The organism is Gemmata palustris (assembly GCF_017939745.1).
Lineage (GTDB): Bacteria > Planctomycetota > Planctomycetia > Gemmatales > Gemmataceae > Gemmata > Gemmata palustris.
On the sequence record NZ_JAGKQQ010000001.1, the window covers coordinates 436,209 to 456,311 of the forward strand.

Below are 20,103 nucleotides of genomic sequence, written 5' to 3' on the forward strand. Positions count from 1 at the left end.
TCACGAGCGGAACGTTCACCCGGCGATGTCGCCGGCCAACTTCGCGAGCACCTCGTGCGTGAGGGCGAACGCGACCTGCTCGCGCCCGCTCTCGGTCCGCGTCGCGCTGAAGCGCCGAACGTCCGCGCGGTCGAGCCCGTGGAGCCGGACCTCGTAGTACGTGACGCGCTCGCCCTTTTTCGCCGGCGCCGTGCTCCGAAGGAGCGCTTCCCCGCGGGCCTCGTCCACTTCCAGTACCTTGAGCGGTTCCAAGAGCCCGGCCACGCGCCGGGCGGCGCCCTCGGCCCACGCCCGGAGCATGAACCCGGCGGGCGCGGCGCCGGTGCGCGCGAGGGCCAGTTCCCAAACCAGACACGAAAGCGTGTCGGTCTTGTCGGCGGTTAGCTGAACGGTCCACCCCGCGTCGGGGAAGGCCTCGGCCAGCGAGTGGCGCCCGTCGCCGGCCGGGTGCCACTCACTTAGCTTTGGGAGCAGACTTTCGGTTAGCGTCATCGGTCCCTCCGATAATTTGTTGGGTGTGTTCGGAACCATCGAAACTCAACACGGCCGGTTGGCCGTCGCTGATCGTTTCCAAGTGGACCGGTCGCGACCAGATGTACTGGAGATTGGCCAGCACGTCGCGCGCCTCGTCCACTTTCAAATCGACCCCCTGGTGCTCGTGGCGCAACAGCAGTTCGCCGCGGTTGCGGTGGTTCCCGTCGAGCACGTAGATCCACGGTTTGCCGAAGTTCGTGAGGCTGAAGAGCAGGCGCTGCTTGACCTTCTGGAACTCGCGGCTCTCGATCACGTAGTTCTTTGTCGGGTCCTGGTAGTTGAACGAGAACAGGTTGTATTCCTTGCAGAACTCCGGCGTCAAGAACGTGTCGATAAAGGTAATATCGCTGTGGATCTTGCGGACCTCGAAGATTTTCTGGCGCCCCAGCCCGAGTTTCTTGTCCCAGCGCCGCTTTTCTTCCATGTCCGTGCAGTTTTCCCACTCGGGTCCGAACTGCCCCATGTTCCACCGGCGCTCGACGTCGCGCAACAGTTCGATGCCGACCTTGTACGGGTTCAGCCGGCGCGAGCTGGTCGCCATCGTGCCCGAGTGGTGGTCCGCGTAATCAATCACCTCCGACGGGTCGAGCACCTTCTGCGTCATGATGGTGCTGTGCCAGAAGCTCGCCCAACCTTCATTCAGTATCTTCGTTTGAGCTTGAGGGTAAAAATAATAAGCTTCGTCCCGGATGATACTGAGCATGTCACGCTGCCAGTTCTTCATCGGCGCGTGCTCGATGAGGAACAGCAGGACGTCCTTTTCCGGGTGCTCGGGGAACCGGGCCGCGCGCGCGGTCGTGGCGCGCTTGTTCTCGTCGTCCTCGGCCTTCAGCGCGCGGCGCGGGTTGATGTAGTCGGCCATGTACGGCTTGGCCTTGAACCGCGGCGCGGTGTTCTCCTCGGCCGGGTCGTCGCCCGTGGCCTGGCGGCTGAAGTCGTACTTGGAGTGGTCGTCGCGCCGCTTGATCGCGACCGAGTGGATGTCGATCAGGTCGTCGATGGACATGCACCGGTCCATGAACGCCTCGACCTCGTCCTCGCCGAACCGCTCCACGAAGTGCCGGATGCGGGCCGCGTGGTTCGCGATCTCGTCCATCATCTTCCGCGTCGTGTGCCCGAAGTACGCGTTGTTCTTGAAGAAGTCACAGTGCCCGTACACGTGGGCCATCACCAGTTTCTGATCGACGGTGTGGTTGCACCGCATCAGGTACGCATAACATGGGTCGTTGTTGATGACCATCTCGTAGATCTTCGAGAGGCCGTACTCGTACCCCTTCTTGAGTTCCTCGTACTGCATCCCGAAGGACCAGTGCGGGTACCGGGTCGGGAACCCGCCGTAGGCCGCGATCTCGTTCAGGTCGTCGGCGTCCACGACCTCGAAGATGGTCTCATAGAAGTCGAGGCCGAAGTCGCGCGCGTAGCCCTCGATCTCGTCCTTCAGGACGCGAAGGTGCGGGGGCAGATTGGTGTTGTAAAAGCCCAGGTTCATCGGCGACTCCTTCTCAGCGGTTACTCCATCATACACCAACCGCGTGACCTTCTTGTGCTTTGTCTTGTAGGGTGGGTCGAGGCTTTGCGCAGGCCCACCACGTCGTGCGAAAGCTACCCACAAATCCCGGCGCTAGTTCCCGTTCACGCTCACCGGGGAGATGGTGGGCCTGCGCAAAGCCTCGACCCACCCTACAAGAACCCCAGCACGACCTATTTGCGTTCCGGGGCCTGCCACTTCCCGCCCCAATCCATTTCGAGCTTGCGGAGGAACTGGTTCCACTCGTCGCGCGAGCGCGTGGGCGGGAACGGCATCGGGCGAACGGGCTCCACGGACCCGGCACCGGGAACGAGCGCGACTTCGCCGTTCGCTTGGACTTTCGCGACCCGAACGGGCAACCACGCATGGAGGTTCTCCGGGTCGATCCGAATTCGCGCGCCGGGGCCGGCGAACTCCAGTCCGCGAACCGCGGTCGCGACCGCGGGCGGTTCAATACTCTTCGCGGCGGTCGCGGCCCGCGCCCACAAGTGAACACCAGAATAAGCTGCGGCCATCATGTCGCTGGCGGCCCGGTCGCTGCCGTACTTCGCACGAATTTTCTGCACGAACGCGCGGCTCTCCGGGCGGTCCACGGTCTGGAAATAACTCGCGACTAGGTAGTCGTCCGTCATGGCACGCGGGTCCAGCCCGCGGACCTCGTTCTCGGTGATGCTCACCGAGAGTGTGGTAATGTTCGGCACACCCTGCTTCGGCGCGCGTAATTCGCGAAAGAAAGCAGCATTTGTGGTGCCGTTGATCGTGTTGATAACGACATCGGCGTTCGCGTTCCGGACGCGCGCGATCGCGTTGACGACGAGCGGCGAGCCGAGCGGAACGAGCGCCTCCACCACCACTTCGACATCCACCCCGGCCGCCTTGCGCTCCGCGACGCGGTCCCGGATGATCGCGTGCGCAGTGCGCGGGAACACGTAATCCGAGCCGACGAGCGCGATGCGTTTCCTCTTGAGCGTGTCGATTACAAAATCGACAGCCGGAATGAGTTGCTGGTTCGGGGCCGGCCCCAAGTATACGATGCGCGGCGATTCCTCCAGCCCCTCGTACTGCACAGGGTAGAAGAGCAAACCCGCGTTCCGCTCGAACACGGGTCGCACGGCCTTACGGGATGCGCTCGTCCAGCACCCGAAGACGACCGCGGCCCGTTCTTCGGTTAGCAGCCGTTCGGCCTGGCGTGCGAACTCGTCGGGGTCGGATTTTCCGTCCACGACGATCGGCTTCAGCGGGCGCCCCAACACCCCGCCAGCAGCGTTAATCTCTTCGATGGCGAGCAGAGTCGCGTCGATGACCGGGTTCTCGCTCACGGCCATTGTGCCGCTCTGGGAGTGAAGCACCCCCACGACGATCGGTTCCGGCGGGGCGACATACGCGGCGGGATGGTTCTGTATCGCCCGCCAGCCGATGAATGCGGACAGGGCCACAATCAGGGCCAAACCGCAGCACACGAAGACCGCGCGCCGCCGGCGCACGCGCTCGATCCGCGGTTCGGGTACAACGGGTGTGCCCAACCACGTATCACTTTTGCCCGGCACCAGCGTATCCGCACCGAGCGGCGTGCCCTTCACCGGTGAGGGCAGCGACGGAGGGGCCGACCCGGAGAATGCGGCGATCGCGGCGTCGAGTGCCGCCACCACTTCGGCGGCGGTCCGAACGCGGTCCTCGGGATTCTTTTCCAATAGCCGCAACACGAGCGCATCGACCGTGGGCGGCACGGTGGGGTTCTTCGCAAGGACCGGGTCGGGCGCCCTGTTCGCCAGTGCGGACATCACCGCGAGCGCGGACTTCCCCCGGAACGGTAGTTCGCCGGTCAGCATGACGTACATCACGCAGCCGAGCGAGAACAGGTCCGCGCGCGCGTCGACCTCGTGGCCCGCGGCCTGCTCCGGGGACATGTAGTTCGGCGTGCCGACGATGAACCCCGTGCTCGTAAGGCTGGTTTCGTGGTGCGGCCGCCGCACGAGGCCGAAGTCGAAGATGCGGGCGCGCTTGAACGGCCCGTTCGGGCCATCGGCTTCGACCCAGATGTTTGCGGGCTTGATGTCGCGGTGAATCAGCCCCCGGACGTGTGCCGCCATCAACCCCGCGGCCGTGTCGCGCGCGATAACGAGCGCGGTCCGGAGGTCGATCAACTTCGGGCGCTCGATGCGCGCCTGGAGCGTTTCGCCGGACAACAGGGGCATCGCCAGAAACGGGAGCCCGCCCGCTTCGCCGACGCTCAGCACCGTGACGACGTGGTCCGACGGGATCTCGGCCGCGGCCCGCGCCTCGCGCAAGAACCGCTCCCGGCTCTCCGGGTCCGCTGCGAGTTCCGGCTTGAGCACCTTCAGCGCGACCGGTCGGCGAAGCGCGACCTCTTCGGCCTCAAACACGAGCCCCATTCCGCCGGAACCGAGTAAACGAACGACGCGGTAGTTCCCGAACCGACCGAGTTCGCCCGGAGCCTGCCGCGGCCCGAGGAACGGGTACTGGCGGACACCCGGCGACACGGTATCGCCCGTGGGGTGCAGCCCGGGCTGCGTCTGTTCGGCCGAATCCGGATCACTCATGGGCGCTATTTCTTGGCCAGCGTGACGATCAACCCCGACGCCAGTGACAGCACCGCACCGAGGAGGAGCACGATCAAACCCCAGCGCCGCCTGTCCCACTCCTGGTACTGAGCGACGTGGTCCTGAAGTTGTTGCTTGAGAACGGCCGTTTCTTGTCGCGCGTCCGCCAACTCGCGCCGCAGATCCGCGTTCTCTTTCTCGCGCTTCGCGTCCCGCTCTTTGATGTCAGTGCAATGGTCGCGAAGTGCGAGTTCGCGTTCTCTCATTGCTCTCATTTCGAGAGCAAGCTCTCGAATCTGCTCGGTGGGCGACTTTGCCACGGTCACGCCTCCACGGGATCAGCGAGAGCGTCCTCGACCCGCGTCCCGATCTGTGCGATGAGGAGATCGAGGAGATCGAGCCACACTTCACGAAGGTCCATGCGCAACAATCCTTCTTCTCCCGATTCAAAATCCCGCGTGCGTATCTGACCGGTCGCCGACGCGAAAACGTTCGGAACCGTCAGAGCGAGTCTTAGCTCCAGCCCCCCTCCGGATTCCGGTGGGGCCGGGCGCCACGTTACTTCGACCTCGTCCCGCCAGGATCGAATCAGACCCCCCAATACCGTCTGGGCGAGCCGAGCTTTCGCCTCCAGTTCCGGGCGACCGTCGAACCCGACGTATTTCACGTTCTTGAACATCGCGCCCCCTCGTAAACTCCCACGTTACCGCCCGGTTTTGAGGAACTCCTTGATGCTGCCCAGGATCGCCTCGCGGTCCGGGATGCGGCTCACGACCACGTTCTCGTGGTCGTCCACCAGTTCGTGAACGTGGTCGAAGAACTCGCCGCTGCCGTAGGGCGATTCCACCTGACCGTAGCCGAAGAGGTTCAGCTTCGCCAGCATCGTGCTGTTCAGCAGGTCGATGCACTTGGGCACGTCGTCCCCCCAGTTGTCACCATCGGAGAAGTGGAACGCGTACACGTTCCACTGGCTCGGGGGGAACCGGGAGTCGATGATCTTGTTGCACAACTCGTAGGCACTGCTGATCTTCGTCCCGCCGCTCTCGCGCGTGTGGTAGAACGTGTTCTCGTCCACTTCCTGCGCGACCGCGTCGTGAATGATGTAAACCGTCTCCACGCCCGTGTAGTGCTTCTTGATCCAGGTGTCGATCCAGAACGATTCGATTCGGACGATCTCCTTCTGCTCGTCGGTCATGCTACCGGACACGTCCATCATGTAAATGACGCACGCGACGCTGTCCGGCTTGGGCACTTCCTTCCACGCGCGGTACTGCTTGTCCTCGCGCACGGGGACGACGATCGGGTCGATCGGGTTGTACGTGCCCGCCGAAATCTGGCGCTTCAGGGCGCGCTTGAACGTGCGCTTGAAGTGCCGCAGCGACTCCGGACCGACGCTCCGAATGCTGGTGTACTTGTCCTTTTCGGTGACGACGTTCTTCTTGCCCCGCGGCTCGATGCGCGGGAGCGCCAGTTCTTCGCCGAGAATGTCGGCCAGTTCCTCCATCGTCAGGTCGACTTCGAGGATGTGGCCGCCCGGCGAATCACCGGCTTGCGGGTCGTCGCCCTCTTGCTGCGGGGGCGTGAGCGGTTGACCGGGTTGGCCGGGACCGACGCCCACCCCGCCGGAGTTCTTCTTCCCGTAGCGGAACTGCGGCAAATTGATCGACGGGAGCGGGATCGACACGTAGTCGTTCCCCTTCTTGCCGATCATTTCCCCGCGGCTGATGTACTTGGAAAGGTTGCTCTTCACCTTTCCGCGCACCAGTTTGCGGAACCGCTGGAGGTCTTGTTCGATCTTTTGTCCCACGGCAATCGTGCCTCGGGGTGGATGGTGGTACCGTCGCAGCGCGCGGCAAACTTACCGCGCATTGTCGCGTATTGGAATCGTACCAGACAACGTGAGTCGGGGAGAAGCGAAACAGAGTGTCCGATCAGGTCTTGCGCGAACGGAAGCTCTCACGAAGCGGACCAGTCCACGATTTTAGCACCCGGAATCCGCACAAAATCCCGACGGTTCCGGGTAACGACCGTCGCTCCGCTCTCGATAGCAATTGAAGCAATCTTCAGGTCACCGCTGCCGACATTGAGTTTCTGCTTTTTCAGGGTCAAGTACCGGGCCACTGCACCAATCGAGAAGGAAACCAGGGACCAGTTTCGCAGCTCGTTTAACGTCTCCGTGAGGCGCGCGTAGCCCAGCGCGACCTGGTCGGGCGTTTTGGCCCGGGAAATCGCGGCCGCCCAACCGTCCCACACTTCCTGAACAGTAATCACCGGCACCGAGAGGTCGTCGGACAAATGCGCAACTACCGCTTGAACAACAGCCACGTTGTTCTGAAGGAACAAAGAAAACGTATCGGTGTCGAGAAGGTACCGACTCACGGGGCGTCCCACGGATCGGGTTGCTGATCGGCAGCCGCCCGTACCGCAGCGATACTAGCTAACCAATCGCGCGTGAATTCGTCATCCGGCCAAATCGCAGTCGAAGGTGGGGGGCGACCGATAAACAGTCGCGCCACCTCAGCCCCACGCATCTTCGACCCGATTTCACTTTGGAGGTTTGCGAGCGCTTCGTCTCGGGTCGTGCCTTCGGCTTCGGCAGGAACGGGCACACCGCACCACGCACGGAACCGGTTACTTGCGGTTTGTTGAACGAGTACGGACAGCTCCACAATACTCCTCCTAACCCGCACAATTCCCCTACCCAATGATACCAGACAAAACACCACTCGGGGCCTTAAAGCAACGAACCCCGGCCAAATGGCCGGGGTTCGTGTATTGCCTCGCCGGGGAGTGGAAGGATGGGGGTGCCCTGAGCCGCACCCTCCAATGCTTATGGCTGCTGCTTCCGCCCTGACCAGGTTCACACCTTCAGGTCGGTCAGGCCCCCACCCATCCAAACCCCGGCGAGCGTATTTCTTTGAGGAAAGGGACAAGGCAAAAAGACAAAATCGCCGAACAGTATTCACTTTTGCCTTTTATCTTCTCCCTTTTTCCTTACTTCTTCGTCTGTCCGCGGGCGAAAATACTCGCGACGAAGTTCAGGACGTCCGTCGCACTCGATTCGTTATAGCCGTAATTCCGAATCAGGCGACTCTTCACGACGTCGATTTTTTCCTGCGTCGCCTTGTCCACCACGTTGGACACCAACGAGCTGAGTTTGATCGAGTCCTTCTGGTCCTCGAACAGCTTCAACTCGAGCGCTTTCTGGAGCCGCTCGTTGGTCTTATAGTCGAACTTCTTGCCGTCAATGGCCAGCGCCCCGATGTAGTTCATGATCTCGCGGCGGAAGTCGTCCTTGCGGCCCTCGGGGATGTCGATCTTCTCTTCCACCGAGCGCATGAGGCGCTCGTCCGGCTCCTCGTAGTTCCCGGTGTAGCGGTTGCGGACCTTTTCGCGCTGCGTGTACGCGCGGACGTTGTCCATGTAGTTGCCGCAGAGCCGGATGAGGGCGTCCTCGTCGGCCGCGATCGCCCGCTGAACCTCGTTCTTGACGATGTCCTCGTATTCTTCGCGGACCACCGAGAGCAGTTCCTTGTAGTGCCGGTACTGGTCCTCGTCCTTAATCAGCGAGTGGTTGCGCAGCCCGTCCTCGAGCTCCTTCATCACCATGAACGGGTTGATGTTGTCCTCGTTCGGGTGCGCGACCAGGGCGTTACTGATCTTGTCCTGGATGTACCGCGGGCTGATCCCGAGCATCCCCTCGTGGAGCGCGTCGCGCTTCAGTTCGATGACGTTGTCTTCTGTGAAGCCCGGCAACGTTTTACCGTTGTAGAGCTTCATCTTCTGGAGCACGCTCAAACTGGCGTGCTTGGGCGGGTTGAGGCGCGTGAGCACGGCCCACATCGCGGCCACCTCGACCGTGTGCGGAGCGATGTGCTTGCCGCGGACGCGCTCCGAATTGAAGTCCTTCTCGTAGATCTTCACCTCGTCGCGCAGGCGCGTGACGTAGGGGATGTCGATCTTCACGGTGCGGTCGCGGAGCGCTTCCATGAACTCGTTGTTCTGGAGGCGCTTGTACTCCGGCTCGTTCGTGTGCCCGAGGATCACCTCGTCGATGTCCGTTTGCGCGAACTTCTTCGGCTTGATCTTGTGCTCCTGCGACGCGCCGAGCAAGTCGTAGAGGAACGCCACATCGAGCTTCAGCACCTCGATGAACTCGACGATGCCGCGGTTCGCGATGTTCAGTTCGCCGTCGAAGTTGAACGCCCGCGGGTCCGAGTCCGAACCGTACTCCGCGATCTTGCGGTAGTTGATGTCCCCGGTCAGTTCGGTGCTGTCCTGGTTCTTCTCGTCCTTCGGCTGGAAGGTGCCGATCCCGATGCGGTCCTTTTCGGACAGCACGAGCCGGTACACCTTGATCTCGTTCGCGAGCATCTTGAGCCAGTCGCCATCGTACTTCGCGAGCCGGGTCTTGTACTCGTAGCGGCTGTACGGGCTGAGATCGCCCTTGATTTTGACGTCGTACTGGTACGGCTTCTTGCACTGGTCGTTGAGCATGGTGAGGATCTGCGCCCGGTGCTCTTCGGGCACCAGTTGCAGCGGTTCGCCGTGCATCGGGTCTTTCGCCCAGCCGGTCCCGTCCTCGGTCTTCCACGAGAAACTGAACAGCATCCCCTCGTCGGTGCGGCTGTACTCCTCTAATCCGCGCTTTAACAGGCGCGCGATGGTGCTCTTCGCGCTACCGACCGGGCCGTGCAGCAGGATCACGCGGCGCTCGGTACCGTACCCCAGCGCGGCACTCTTGAACGTGTTCACCAACTGCATCAGCGACCGGTCGAGGCCGTAGATGCCGTCCGCGTGCTTGGTCGCGAACTCGGTGAAGAACTTGTACCGCGGGATCTTGTCCTTGTTCTCGTACACGTCTTCGGCGCCGTGCGACAGGATCATGTCGTACAGGCGCTGGTACGCGGTGCGCGTGACGCCGGGGGTCTCGAGCACCGTGGTGAGGTAGTCGGAGAACGACCCCTCCCAGTGCAACTTCTTGTACTCGGTGGTATCGAGTTGCGTTCTCAGGGTATCCAGAATCGCCGTGGCTGTGGCCATGAGTAAAAGTGACCTCCGTGGGCGGCGCGGGGCGCCGATAGGTGGTGCTCGCAACGGTAATCGACACCGCTCGTGGTCCCAGGTTCGGATGCGATGGGACCGATTGCCGGCTCGTGGCGGTTGAGTCAACCGGGAGCCGCGGCGGGAGCGGGAAAGGAGCGCGTGCTTCTGTCCCCTGTCAAAGAACGGAAGCCGAGAGCGGGCGAACGGCTGGAGTAGGGTATCTCGTTCCCCAGCACCCCGCAAGCCCACACCCCGCTCAGTTTTCAAAAGCTACCGCATTCTACCGCCGCGCGCCGCGTTACACCAAGAAAAGATGTCCGCGCGCAACTCGGCTTGCGCGAATCGCTCCAGTAACGTACACTCCCCGAACGGCTCGGTGCGGGTGTCTTTTTCCCCGCGCCGTGCGAATAATGTTTGAGGGCGATGTCCCGTTTCACGGACGAAGGAGATTGGCGATGCGAAATTTACTCGCTCTGGTCGGGTTGGCCGTTATCGGGTTCGGTGGTATTGGGTGGTACATGGGTTGGTACAAGCTGAACGTCGCGAAAAACACCGACGGCAACATCCAGATTACAACCGACGTGGACACGAAAAAGGTCGGTAGCGATTCGTCGGAGTTCCTCAAAAACGTCAGCACCGTGATCGGCAGCCACGTCGATAAAGCCGCACAAGAAGCGAAGACGGCCGCCCCGAGCACCGCGCCCGGCACCACCCCCGGCCCGCTCACCCCGTCACAAAACGGGACCACCGTTCCGGCGCTTCCCTCGATTCCGAGCACCCCGGTTGCGCCGCCCGCGCACGGCGGAATCCCTCTTCTCGCGCCGAAGTCGAAATGAGTTGCGCCCGACGAGAGCGCGAGCGGCTCGCCTCCAACTTGGGCCGAGCGCCGCGCTCCACAAAGAAACGCACCTCTGAACGACAACCGTTTTTCCTGCCGAGTAGCATTTCCCCTCATTTGCGCGAACGTGTCGCATTTAACGGGTGTCCACCATACCCCGCGGCACATTACCTGACCCAATAATTGACATCAGTTCAGTTGACGGGTATACACATCCTGCCGCGCAGTTTCGCGCCCGCGTTACTACTTCCCACGAGGTTCCGGCATGGAGCTGATCGAGTCGCGGTCGATTTTTTCGCCCGCTACCGGGTTCATCCGGCGCGGCGGGTTCGAGTGGACGTGCAACCCCTACGTCGGTTGCACATTCGGGTGTACGTACTGCTATGCGGCCTTCCTGCCCCAAAATCGGCGGCCCCCGGACGAGTGGGGCAAGTGGATTACCGCCAAGAAGAACGCCGCAGCGCTCGCCGAGAAGCACGCGCCGAGGATCGCCGGGTTGCCGGTCTACATGTCGAGCGTCACCGATCCGTACCAGCCCATTGAACGCGGCCTGATGCTCACGCGGGGCATCCTCGAGGCGATCCGTCCGCACCAGCCGCGCCTGACGATTCAAACGAGGGGGCCACTCGTGGCGCGAGATATTGATGTGCTGAAGGAGTTCCACAGCCTGCGCGTGAACATGTCGATTCCGACCGATTCGGAGCGCGTGCGGCAACAGTTCGAGCCGAAGGCCCCGCCGCTCGATCGGCGCTGGGACGCGCTCGCGCAACTCAAAGACGCGGGCATTGCGGTGGGCGTCTGCGTGACGCCGACGCTGCCCGTCGCGAACGTGGACACGTTCGCCCGCCGAATCGCGGACTTTAAGCCCGATGTTGTGGTGTGTCAGGATTTCCACGACGCCGGCGGGCGCTTCGGCGCGGATACGGGCGCAGAAGCGCGAACCTTGCTCGCCGAAACCGGTTGGGGTCCAGCAGACTACCGCCGCTTCGTGAACCGCTTGCGCCTCAGTGCGACCGTCTTCGAGGGTGAAAGCGGCTTCTTCCCTCCGCCCGTTGGGGAAGAAAGACAGAAATCCGCCACAGATGAGCGCAGATAAACACGGATCAGAGAAGACTGGTAACGTTCACCGAATGGACTACCCGACGTACCGTGATCGTGGTTGGGACATCGGCCGTGGTCCGAAGGGGACGGGGTGCAAGATTGTGGGCCGCCGGTTGCGCGGCGCGGGCATAAAGTGGTGGAAGCTCCAGTCTGCCAGTGCCGTGGCACTCGAACTTTATCAGCGGCGATTGGTCGCGGGTCGGTGGGGCCGGTCACGCGGCTGCGCGGAAACGGGCAGGGCGTGGGGCCGTGGTTATTGCACGTGCGAGTGTTGATTTATGTGCCGTATTGTTGTTAAATAGTTTGAATTATTCTTCGGGTTGCCGATTCTAATGGTGCCGGTCTAATCTTGTCGTGTGGGCGTCGGGATCGCGGGGCGCGCGGTTCGGCGCCCGGGGTCGATTCGCACCTCAAACTCGTGTGGACGCCGCCGGCCCGTGCGACGCTTGAACGACACCTTCCTTGTGAAACTGGCCGACGCCCTGCGCCCGCTGACCGATCCGGTCGAGGTCCAGGCCACGGCCGCGCGCGCGCTCGGTGAGTACCTCCGCTTGAGCCGAGTACACTACGGCGAAACCACGGACGACGGCTTCGTCGTGGTCGAGCGCGATTACACCGATGGGGTGATGGGGATCCGAGGGCGGTTCCGGATGGACGGGTTCGGTCCCGGTCACATCGCGCTGCTCCGCGCGGGGCGAACGCTCGTGGTGCCGGACGTCGCGCACTGTGCGGAACTGACCGAGGCGGAGCGCGGGGCCTACGCGGGCGTTTCGGTCGGGGCGATGGTCGGGGTGCCGCTCGTTAAGGGCGGGCGGCTGACCGCGGTGCTGGCCGCTCACCAGTCCGCCGTGCGGGAGTGGACCCCAGAGGACGTCGCGCTCATCGAGAGCGTAGCGGAGCGGACCTGGGCCGCGGTCGAACAAGCGCGGGCCGAATCCGCGCTGCGCGCGAGCGAGAAGGTGCGCCTGGTGGCGCTCTCGGCCGGGCGGATGGGAACGTGGGGGTGGGATCTCAAGGGGCGGACCGTCAGTGGCGACGCCGCGTTCGCGGCGATGTTCAACGTGCCGCCCGGGGACCGCGCCCTGCCGGTCGAAGCGCTTCAGGAGAAGATGGCGCCCGAGGACGCGGCAAAGTTCGAGGCGCTGATGCGGGCCGAACTCGCGCCGGGCGCCGAGATCGAATACACGTTGCGCCTGGACCGCGTTTATGGCGCCCCGATTTGGTTGGCGTGGCGCGGCCGGGCGGACGCGGAGACCCCTTCGTACCTCGTCGGGGTGTGCTTCGACGTTACCGCGCGGATGAGGGCCGAAGACGCGCTCCGCGAAAGCGAGCTCCGGTTCGAGCTCGCTCTGACCGCGGCGCAAATGGGCGTCTGGACGCTCGACGTCGCGACCGGCGTGCAGGTGCGCGACCCGAACCTGAACCAGTTGCTCGGGCTCGCGCCCGCGGAAACGACGCAGCCGTTCCCGGAGTTCCTCGACCACGTCTACGTCTACGATCGCGCCCCGGTGCGCGCCGCGTTCGATGCGTCCGTCCACTGGGGGCGGGGCCTGAGCACCGAGTTCCGTGTGGTCTGGCCGGACGGGTCGGTGCGCTGGTTGCGCGATCGGGGGGACGTGTTCGGCGACTCCCGCACCGGCACGCGGCGCATGGCCGGTGTGTGCGTTGACGTGACCGATCTGAAGGACGCGGAGGAGGCCCTACAGCGGGCACACGCCGGGCTCGAAACGCGGGTGATCGAGCGCACGACCGAACTGGCGTCGGCGCTCGAGTCACTGGGGAGCGAGATGGCCCGGCGCGTGGACCTCACCCGGCGCCTCGCTACCGCGCAGGAAGACGAGCGGCGGCGCGTCGCCCGCGACCTGCACGACTCGGTCGGCCAGCTCCTGGCCGGGCTGTCGCTCGCCGTCAAAGCCGTCGAGACGGCGGGCGAGCTTCCGCCCGCGTCGGCCGCCCGGCTGACCGAGGTGCAGCGGATGGCGGACGCGCTGGGGCGGGAGATTCACGGCCTGGCCGTCCGGTTGCGCCCGACCTCGTTGGACGACATCGGGCTGGAACCGGCCCTCGAGCAACTCGTGGCCGAGTGGTCGGGCCGGTGCGGAATCCGGGCGGACTTCCACTCCACGGGGCTCGGCCCGAGTCGGCTCCCTCCGGACATCGAAACGGCGCTGTACCGGGTCGTACAGGAGGCGCTCACCAACGTGGCCCGGCACGCACTGGCCACGACCGTGAGCGTCGTCATCAGTCGGCCCGACGGGTACGTGACGGCGGTGATCGAAGACGACGGCGCGGGGTTCGACCCCGAGGCGGGACCGAAGGGGCGGCTCGGGTTGCTCGGTATGCGCGAGCGCGTGGCGCTGGCGGGCGGGACGATGGAAGTCGAATCGGCCCACGGTCAGGGCACAACCATTATTGTCCGCATCCGTCTTCCAATTGAACCGCACTGACCAAATTTGGGACCGGTTCCGTGTCGCGTGGGAGCCCGCTGGGGTAACTGTGTCCGTAAAATTCCCGACGCGGTTCTTTACCCTTGCCGACAGACATCCGATTGCAAACAAAGCCGTTTAATTCTGTCCCACTCAGTCCATTCCGCGGATGTCGCTCGCTTTGAAGTCCACGCCGATCACCGCGGTCACGGGAACTTCCTTCCCCTTGTATTCGATCAGTCCACTGCGCACCTGAATCCGCCACTGGAGCGGCTCCTTCGTGGACTCCGCGACGTTGATGAGTTCCGGGTTCGCCTCGGTGAACACGATGTACTCCTGGCTCCGACGCGGTTCGAGCACCTTCGCATCGTTGCCCTGCTGGACTTCGATTTTCTTTTTGAAGCGGCCCGGGAGCGGCCACTCGATCTCCCCTCCGGGGAACACTTTGTGTCCGACGACGAGTCGCGTAATCGGTAGGTCGTCTTTGGTCGCGCGCCGGATGAACGCCGGGTCCATCGGGAAGATGGGCAGGTCGCTCGACCTGTTCGAGATGGCGAGCGTCAGAACCAGCGCGGTGCCGGCGCGGACCGTCTGCTTGTCCCTTTCGTCCGCACCTTCCAGGAGCATGCGGAGCGGGCGTTTTTGAACCCGAATTGGTTCCACATCCAACTGACCAATGGTGATTTTTCCGCCCAGCCCGGTGCGCTGAGCGGCGGGTAGTTCGCCGTCCACCGGGAAGTTTAGTTTGGTTACCTTTTTACGACTCACCGGGTCGAACTCGCCAAAGGTATCCGGGATCGTAGACAGCGGGTGACCGGTCTCGGGAACCCCACCGGACCGGAAGAACAGTCCGTAGATTGCGACCGCGGTCGCAACGATCGCGTAGCCGGCCAGGAGGACGAGGACGACGGTCTTCCCCCCTCCACTCGAGGCAGGACGCGGGCGCGCGGTGAGTGGCGGTTTCTCTTCGGTGACGGCGGGCGCTTCTTCGCGCTCTGGCTGTTTATTCGGGGGCGCTGCTGACGGGGTTTCGTTGGGTACGGGCGGCTCGGTCGACTTTGTGGGCTTCGCCGCGGGTGGGGGAAGGGGATCTGGCTCGAAGCCAGTAAACGGGTTGCTGTCCACGTGAGGGGGCGTGCTCGGTGCGACCGTGTTAGGTGCTTCGCTTTCGGCGCCCGATTCTGGATCGCTGAACGGATTCGACTGTTCAGATTTTGCTTCTGATTGTGTTGGCGCTGGGGGTTGGCTCGTCGGTGGATTAAAAATCGTTCCGGTCACAAGTGTGTGCGGAATTTGGCTCTGGGACGGAACGCTCGGTTCCGGGCGCAGGCTGAATCCGAACGGGTCGTCGGAACTGGACGCTGAGGGTGCGGGTTCGGGTGCTTGGGGGAGTAACTCGAGCGGGGGAATCGTTCGCGTCGGGGTATTGGAAGGCGACACGAACACTTCGTCGTCGGACTCGCCCGGTTCGCTCAGGATGCTGTCCGCGCCTTCTCTCGGCTGCGGGACGTTGAACTCGCGCAGTTCCGGCTCGGGAGAGGGGGGGGCGTGGCTGATCGGGGTGGGGGCGACGGGGGCGGTCCCGGCCGTGGTCGGCGCCACGACGACGCGCTTGCAGTGCGGGCACCGAACCTGTCGGCCGAGCAGCTCCTCGGGCACACCCATGCGGCGGGTGCAGAACGGACACGGGAAGGTAACGGGTGGTGCGGCCATTTTATGGTGATTCGGGTGATTGTGTCGCCCGCTCGCTCAATCGAGGTGAGCGGGACAGGCGAATCGTACACGCGAACCCGTTCGCAATCAAACCCACCCGCACCGCGGAGCGGCGTATCAGTAATAACCCTTCTCGAAGTAGATGCTCGCGCCCCCGAGCGCGCTGCCACCGCGGGTAAACTGCTCGTCGAGCTTATCGACCGGGATGCCCTTCACCCGCTTCAGGTCCGGGGCGTGTGTTTTGACAAACGTCTTGCCGCCCGCTTTTGCGGCGATTTGAAGTGCGTCGCGCACGACGGGGATGCTGCTCCCGCCGCCCGTGAGGATGAGTTCCTGTGTGAACGCGGGTTCCAGGGGTTCGCAGAACGCGGTTGTTTCGTCCGCGATCCGCTTGGTGAAGGCGCTGAGGCACGCTTGTACCGCCTCGCTGTCGGCCGGACCGCCCACCACTTTTCCCAACCCCGGCGCGCGGTATCCTTTGCCCTCGCTGTAGACACTCTGTTGCACCTTCGTCCAGTCGGTCCACGTCGGTTTCACGGGCCATTCGCTCACCTTCAGTGCCAATCGCATCTCCTCGTCGAGGTCGCTCACGCCGAACGGGACCGATTTCTCCTGAAGCTCGAACCCAGAATCCGGCATCAGGACCGGCACGCCCACCGGCTTGAAGGTGAGTGCCGTGAAGTCCGTTGTGAAGGCTCCCACATCGATCACGAGTGCGCGGTAACTCGGATGGTGGGTCGAGTCCTTCAACACCGTGATGAGCGGTCCCTTGCTGAACATGTCGCTGAAGTTCAGGCGCCCGTTGCGGCTGAGTACGTTCGCCCCTTTTGTGAGAACCCCGATCGCGTTGGCGTATGGCTCGGCGACGACGGGCTGTTCCGGGTGCAGCGGCCAGCCGGCTTTATCGAGCGCGTCCAGAATCAGTTTGCGCCCCGGGTGCGAATCGTCGCCGTCCTTCGCGAACGCGGGCACCGCGACGCGCACCGGGATGTCCTCGAACTTCAGTCCGGTCGTGGGGAGCTTCGCGCACGCTTCCATCGTCCGCTGCCGGAGCCAGTGGAAGAAGTGCGCCGCGAGCGCGGTCGCGATCGTTTGCTGTTGCGATTCGGCCGAGATGATGCGCCCGCCCGGTCCCCCGATGAGGGATTTCGCGCTGCTCACCATCTGCTGGAGGTAGCCGATTTGCCCGTGGGGGACGCCGTACTGGGTGGCCAGCGCGAGCAAGTCGTCGGATTGGAGAAGCGCTTCGAGCGGGGATTGCGTGGGGCGCGCGACGGCCGGCGCGAGGAACACGGACCGCTTCCAGTTGCGGTGAACGTCGATCCCGCCGCCGCTCTCCTGGCCGGCGGCCTCGTCACCGAATGCGAGCTTCGCTTTCGTCCCGCGCCGGTCCACCGCGATGGTGCTGGGCACACAGAAGTCGATATTCGGCCACGAGAGCAGTTCGCTGTCGGCGGTGGGATCGCGCCGGAGGGCGACCTTGGTGTACGCACTTCCGAAGTCGATACAGAACACCCGGTCGGCCATCAGCGCGCCCTCATTTTTCGACTACCGCCTTGAGAACCACGAACTCGCCCGCGTCCTCGTCGAGCGCCCAACCCGGGCGCACGACCTTCACTTGGTCGCCGCCGAACACGCCCGCGACGCTCTCGTGAGTGCGCCCGCTGTACGCGACCCGTTGGCCCACCTCGCCGACCAGTTTGAATCCGCTGATGTTCCACATCGCCGATTCGAGGAACTCGCGCGCGTCCGGCTTGTTCATTTCCCAGGTCGCGCGCCACGACGACGCCAGTTGTGCTGCCACGTCGCGCCGGAAGTCCTTGTCCTCAGCGGTTTCCGGCACTGTTGAGACGGATTTCGGCTGCGGGGCGGGCTCGACCGAGGTGGGGCGTGGAGCCGGTTCTGGGGGCTTTTGGCCTTCGATTTCGAGCAACCGGAGCAACTCCGCAACGCGCGCCTGCTGGCGCTCGGCGATGAGTTTTTGTGCGCGTTCCAGCGCTTTCAGGCTGGCTTCTTCTGCCGCGCGCCGCTTGGCGGCTTCCTCTTCGCGGGCCTGGCGCGAAGCCTGTTCTGCCGCGATCGCTTCTTCGAGCAGCGGATTGAGTTCCGCGGCCGCGAGTGGAGTTCGCCCAATTACTCCCTGAAGAAAGTCGGCCTGCTCGCTAATCGGTAGTCCGCCCGCGACACTCTTTGCGAGCGGGGCGACTTGCTCCTCGGAGAGCGTCGCGGCAACTTCCTCGAAGCCGGCTCCCGTGAGCGTCGCGCCGTCCTTGTGCTGCTTCAGCAGTGGGCGGTTCGCGTCCAGACACCGCTCGATGGCCGCAGCGCTGTTGACTTCCTTGGTGTTGAAGAGTGCTCCGGCTTTGGCAGCCGACCACTTCGCTTTCGGATCGGTTGCGGCCAGCTTCAGTGCGTTCTGCACGAGTTCATCAATTGACTTCGGCGGCGGCGGTGCCTTTGGCGCTCTTGGCTTCTTGGCTTTCTTTTCTTCTTCCACGTCCTTGTCCTCAATTGACGGAAGTGTAACGGGTTGAATCTGCGCGCGAAAGTGTTTTCCGACCTTACCCGGAAAACGCGATCTGCAAGACCGGTACAACCCGTGTGATCGGTACCGGTTCGTTTGAAATCCTGAGTATAGAAGTGCGTCCGCGGTGGGCTAGAGAACGCCCTTCGTGGACGGCACGCCGCTCGCGCGGGGGTCGGGTTCGACCGCGGCACGCAGCGCGCGGGCGCACGCTTTAAAGATGGCCTCGACGATGTGGTGCGTGTTCCGCCCGTGGTGCAGCACGACGTGCAGGTTGAACACCCCCGTCGAACTTGCTGCGCGCCAGAACTCTTCGGCCAGTTGCGACGAGAACGTGCCGAGCGTTTCGAGCGGCACGTCCGCGCGCCACACGAGGTACGGCCGACCGCTCAGGTCGACCGCAGCCGTCGCCAGCGTGTCGTCCATTGGCAGCGTGCAGTCGCCGAAGCGCCGAATGCCGGCCTTGTCGCCGAGTGCCTGCACGAGCGCCTTGCCGAAGCAGATTCCGACGTCCTCGACGGTGTGGTGGGCGTCGATGTGCGTATCGCCTTTGCACGTCACGGTGAGGTCGAACAGCCCGTGCTTCGCGATGTGCGTGAGCATGTGGTCGAAGAACCCGACGCCGGTCGCGAGCTTCGAGGCCCCGGTGCCGTCGAGGTTCAGCGTGAGGTCGATTTCTGTTTCGGCCGTTTTGCGTTCGATCTGTGCGGTGCGGGGCATCTTCCGAAGTCTCAAATCGTAAAGTCGAAAATTGCACGTCGAAGAGTCAGAGTATGGCTTTCAACGCGCTGAGGAGTGTGTCGATCTCCGCGTCGGTGCCGACGGAGATCCGCAGCCCATCATACGCGCCCTCGGGGGCGCCGAGCGGACCGGCCGCGTAGTTCATGTAGCGGACCAGGATCTTTCGGCGCTTTAACTCTTCGTAAATGGGTTTCACGGGTCGATCGGATCGACGGCACCACACGAAGTTCGCGTGGCTCGGCAGCACGTCGAAGCCTAGCTCAGTGAGTTCCTGCGTCATTCTCACGCGGGTAGCGATGATCTTCGCACGCACTTCATGGAAGTAATCCTGGTCTTCGACCGCGGCGGTCGCGGCGGCGAGACTCAGCACGTCACAGTTGTAAGAGTCTTTCACTTTTGCCAACTCGCGGACCAACTCCGGTGCAGCGATCGCGAACCCGAACCGGATACCCGCGAGCGAATAGGACTTGCTCAGGGTCCGCGTGATGATGAGGTTCGGCGTGCTCGAGAGGAGCTCCAATCCGCTCCACGATGTGAAGTCGGCATACGCTTCATCGAGGACCAGCGGCGCGGGCGCGAGTGCCTTCGCGAGTCGGGTCACCGTCTCGGGATCGACGATCGTTCCCGAGGGGGAGTTCGGGTTCGGGAGGAACGTGAGGTTCGCTTGCGCGGCCCAGGAATCCAGTGTTCGCCAGTCCGCGCTGAAGCGAACCGAGAGGAACTGTGCGCCCTGAATTTCCGCGAGCGAGCGGTACAGGATGTAGCTCGGTATCGGCGACGCGATCAGCCCGCCTTCGGGTACGAACGTGCGCGTGAGAATTGTGAGGATGTCGTCCGAGCCGTTGCCGATGAGGATGCCATCGGGGTCGACGTTCAGCACGCGGCCCGCGGTTTTGCGGAACGTGTCGCCGAGCGGTTGCGGGTACTTTCGCAGGCTATTCGGCGTGAGGGCGGTCCGAATTGCTTCAAATACCCGCGGACTCGGCGGGTACGGGTTCTCGTTCGTGTTAAGCTTGGTGATGTCAGGGTCGTTGAGTTGCTCGCCCGGAACGTACCCGGCCATTGCGCAAATGTTGGAGCGGACAGTCATG

16 protein-coding genes and 1 other RNA gene are annotated in these 20,103 nt (G+C 63.6%); 3 read left to right on the forward strand and 14 right to left on the reverse strand.

Going from position 1 to position 20,103, the window contains the following annotated elements; translation table 11 throughout:
• Positions 1–15: 15 nt before the first annotated feature.
• The 9 genes from J8F10_RS01805 to J8F10_RS01845 all read right to left on the reverse strand — a co-directional run bounded on the left by J8F10_RS01805 (position 16) and on the right by J8F10_RS01845 (position 9,666).
• Positions 16–492, reverse strand: a complete 477-nt coding sequence (locus tag J8F10_RS01805) for a hypothetical protein (protein WP_210652116.1) — start codon at positions 490–492, stop codon at positions 16–18.
• On the reverse strand, positions 455–2,023 hold the full coding sequence (locus tag J8F10_RS01810) for a SpoVR family protein (protein WP_210652118.1): 1,569 nt from the start codon (positions 2,021–2,023) through the stop codon (positions 455–457). Before J8F10_RS01810 ends, J8F10_RS01805 begins: the two co-directional genes overlap by 38 nt.
• Before the next feature lie 212 nt (positions 2,024–2,235).
• Positions 2,236–4,623, reverse strand: a complete 2,388-nt coding sequence (locus tag J8F10_RS01815) for a transporter substrate-binding protein (protein ID WP_210652119.1) — start codon at positions 4,621–4,623, stop codon at positions 2,236–2,238.
• A 5-nt stretch (positions 4,624–4,628) separates the two neighbouring features.
• Positions 4,629–4,889 carry a hypothetical protein gene (locus tag J8F10_RS01820; RefSeq protein ID WP_210652121.1) on the reverse strand — a complete coding sequence of 87 codons (261 nt, stop codon included), beginning with the start codon at positions 4,887–4,889 and terminating at the stop codon, positions 4,629–4,631.
• A 56-nt stretch (positions 4,890–4,945) separates the two neighbouring features.
• Entirely contained in the window at positions 4,946–5,302 is a 357-nt protein-coding gene (locus J8F10_RS01825) for a hypothetical protein (protein WP_210652123.1), read from the reverse strand.
• Between the two features lie 24 nt (positions 5,303–5,326).
• A complete protein-coding gene (locus J8F10_RS01830; protein WP_210652129.1) occupies positions 5,327–6,430 on the reverse strand; it encodes a DUF444 family protein in 1,104 nt (367 codons plus the stop codon).
• A gap of 149 nt (positions 6,431–6,579) precedes the next feature.
• Positions 6,580–7,014, reverse strand: a complete 435-nt coding sequence (locus J8F10_RS01835) for a type II toxin-antitoxin system VapC family toxin (RefSeq protein WP_315854058.1) — start codon at positions 7,012–7,014, stop codon at positions 6,580–6,582.
• Positions 7,015–7,417: 403 nt separating this feature from the next.
• An RNA gene (ffs, locus tag J8F10_RS01840) (signal recognition particle sRNA small type) lies at positions 7,418–7,513 on the reverse strand.
• A 104-nt stretch (positions 7,514–7,617) separates the two neighbouring features.
• On the reverse strand, positions 7,618–9,666 hold the full coding sequence (locus J8F10_RS01845) for a PrkA family serine protein kinase (RefSeq protein WP_210652131.1): 2,049 nt from the start codon (positions 9,664–9,666) through the stop codon (positions 7,618–7,620).
• Between the two features lie 458 nt (positions 9,667–10,124).
• Here J8F10_RS01845 and J8F10_RS01850 point away from each other — a divergent pair, with 458 nt between their 5' ends.
• The 3 genes from J8F10_RS01850 (at position 10,125) to J8F10_RS01860 (ending at position 14,055) form a co-directional block, all read left to right on the forward strand.
• Positions 10,125–10,505 (forward strand): hypothetical protein, encoded by a 381-nt coding sequence (locus J8F10_RS01850; RefSeq protein WP_210652133.1) that lies wholly within the window; start codon positions 10,125–10,127, stop codon positions 10,503–10,505.
• 267 nt (positions 10,506–10,772) lie between these two features.
• A complete protein-coding gene (locus J8F10_RS01855; protein WP_210652134.1) occupies positions 10,773–11,603 on the forward strand; it encodes an SPL family radical SAM protein in 831 nt (276 codons plus the stop codon).
• Positions 11,604–12,045: 442 nt separating this feature from the next.
• The gene (locus tag J8F10_RS01860) at positions 12,046–14,055 is read left to right on the forward strand and encodes a sensor histidine kinase (protein ID WP_210652135.1); all 2,010 of its coding nucleotides are present in this window, start codon (positions 12,046–12,048) and stop codon (positions 14,053–14,055) included.
• Between the two features lie 132 nt (positions 14,056–14,187).
• On the opposite strand, the gene J8F10_RS01865 is transcribed toward J8F10_RS01860, so the two are convergent.
• The 5 genes from J8F10_RS01865 to hisC form a co-directional block, all read right to left on the reverse strand.
• Complete coding sequence (locus J8F10_RS01865; RefSeq protein WP_210652136.1) at positions 14,188–15,747, reverse strand: hypothetical protein; 1,560 nt, start codon at positions 15,745–15,747, stop codon at positions 14,188–14,190.
• A 117-nt stretch (positions 15,748–15,864) separates the two neighbouring features.
• A complete protein-coding gene (locus J8F10_RS01870) occupies positions 15,865–17,274 on the reverse strand; it encodes a hypothetical protein (RefSeq protein WP_210652137.1) in 1,410 nt (469 codons plus the stop codon).
• 10 nt (positions 17,275–17,284) lie between these two features.
• Complete coding sequence (locus tag J8F10_RS01875) at positions 17,285–18,244, reverse strand: hypothetical protein (RefSeq protein WP_210652138.1); 960 nt, start codon at positions 18,242–18,244, stop codon at positions 17,285–17,287.
• A gap of 159 nt (positions 18,245–18,403) precedes the next feature.
• Entirely contained in the window at positions 18,404–18,991 is a 588-nt protein-coding gene (hisB, locus tag J8F10_RS01880) for an imidazoleglycerol-phosphate dehydratase HisB (RefSeq protein ID WP_210652139.1), read from the reverse strand.
• A 46-nt stretch (positions 18,992–19,037) separates the two neighbouring features.
• Positions 19,038–20,102, reverse strand: a complete 1,065-nt coding sequence (gene hisC, locus J8F10_RS01885) for a histidinol-phosphate transaminase (RefSeq protein WP_210652142.1) — start codon at positions 20,100–20,102, stop codon at positions 19,038–19,040.
• Between the last annotated feature and the right edge of the window lies 1 nt (position 20,103).

Bases quoted from the DNA above. Each gene is read 5' to 3' on its own strand.
- J8F10_RS01820 (WP_210652121.1), bottom strand. From the start codon at position 4,889: ATGAGAGAACGCGAACTCGCACTTCGCGACCATTGCACTGACATCAAA.
- J8F10_RS01850 (WP_210652133.1), top strand. From the start codon at position 10,125: ATGCGAAATTTACTCGCTCTGGTCGGGTTGGCCGTTATCGGGTTCGGT.
- J8F10_RS01865 (WP_210652136.1), bottom strand. From the start codon at position 15,747: ATGGCCGCACCACCCGTTACCTTCCCGTGTCCGTTCTGCACCCGCCGC.
- J8F10_RS01870 (WP_210652137.1), bottom strand. From the start codon at position 17,274: ATGGCCGACCGGGTGTTCTGTATCGACTTCGGAAGTGCGTACACCAAG.
- J8F10_RS01845 (WP_210652131.1), bottom strand. From the start codon at position 9,666: ATGGCCACAGCCACGGCGATTCTGGATACCCTGAGAACGCAACTCGAT.
- J8F10_RS01805 (WP_210652116.1), bottom strand. From the start codon at position 492: ATGACGCTAACCGAAAGTCTGCTCCCAAAGCTAAGTGAGTGGCACCCG.
- J8F10_RS01815 (WP_210652119.1), bottom strand. From the start codon at position 4,623: ATGAGTGATCCGGATTCGGCCGAACAGACGCAGCCCGGGCTGCACCCC.
- J8F10_RS01825 (WP_210652123.1), bottom strand. From the start codon at position 5,302: ATGTTCAAGAACGTGAAATACGTCGGGTTCGACGGTCGCCCGGAACTG.
- J8F10_RS01810 (WP_210652118.1), bottom strand. From the start codon at position 2,023: ATGAACCTGGGCTTTTACAACACCAATCTGCCCCCGCACCTTCGCGTC.
- hisC (WP_210652142.1), bottom strand. From the start codon at position 20,102: ATGACTGTCCGCTCCAACATTTGCGCAATGGCCGGGTACGTTCCGGGC.
- J8F10_RS01855 (WP_210652134.1), top strand. From the start codon at position 10,773: ATGGAGCTGATCGAGTCGCGGTCGATTTTTTCGCCCGCTACCGGGTTC.
- hisB (WP_210652139.1), bottom strand. From the start codon at position 18,991: ATGCCCCGCACCGCACAGATCGAACGCAAAACGGCCGAAACAGAAATC.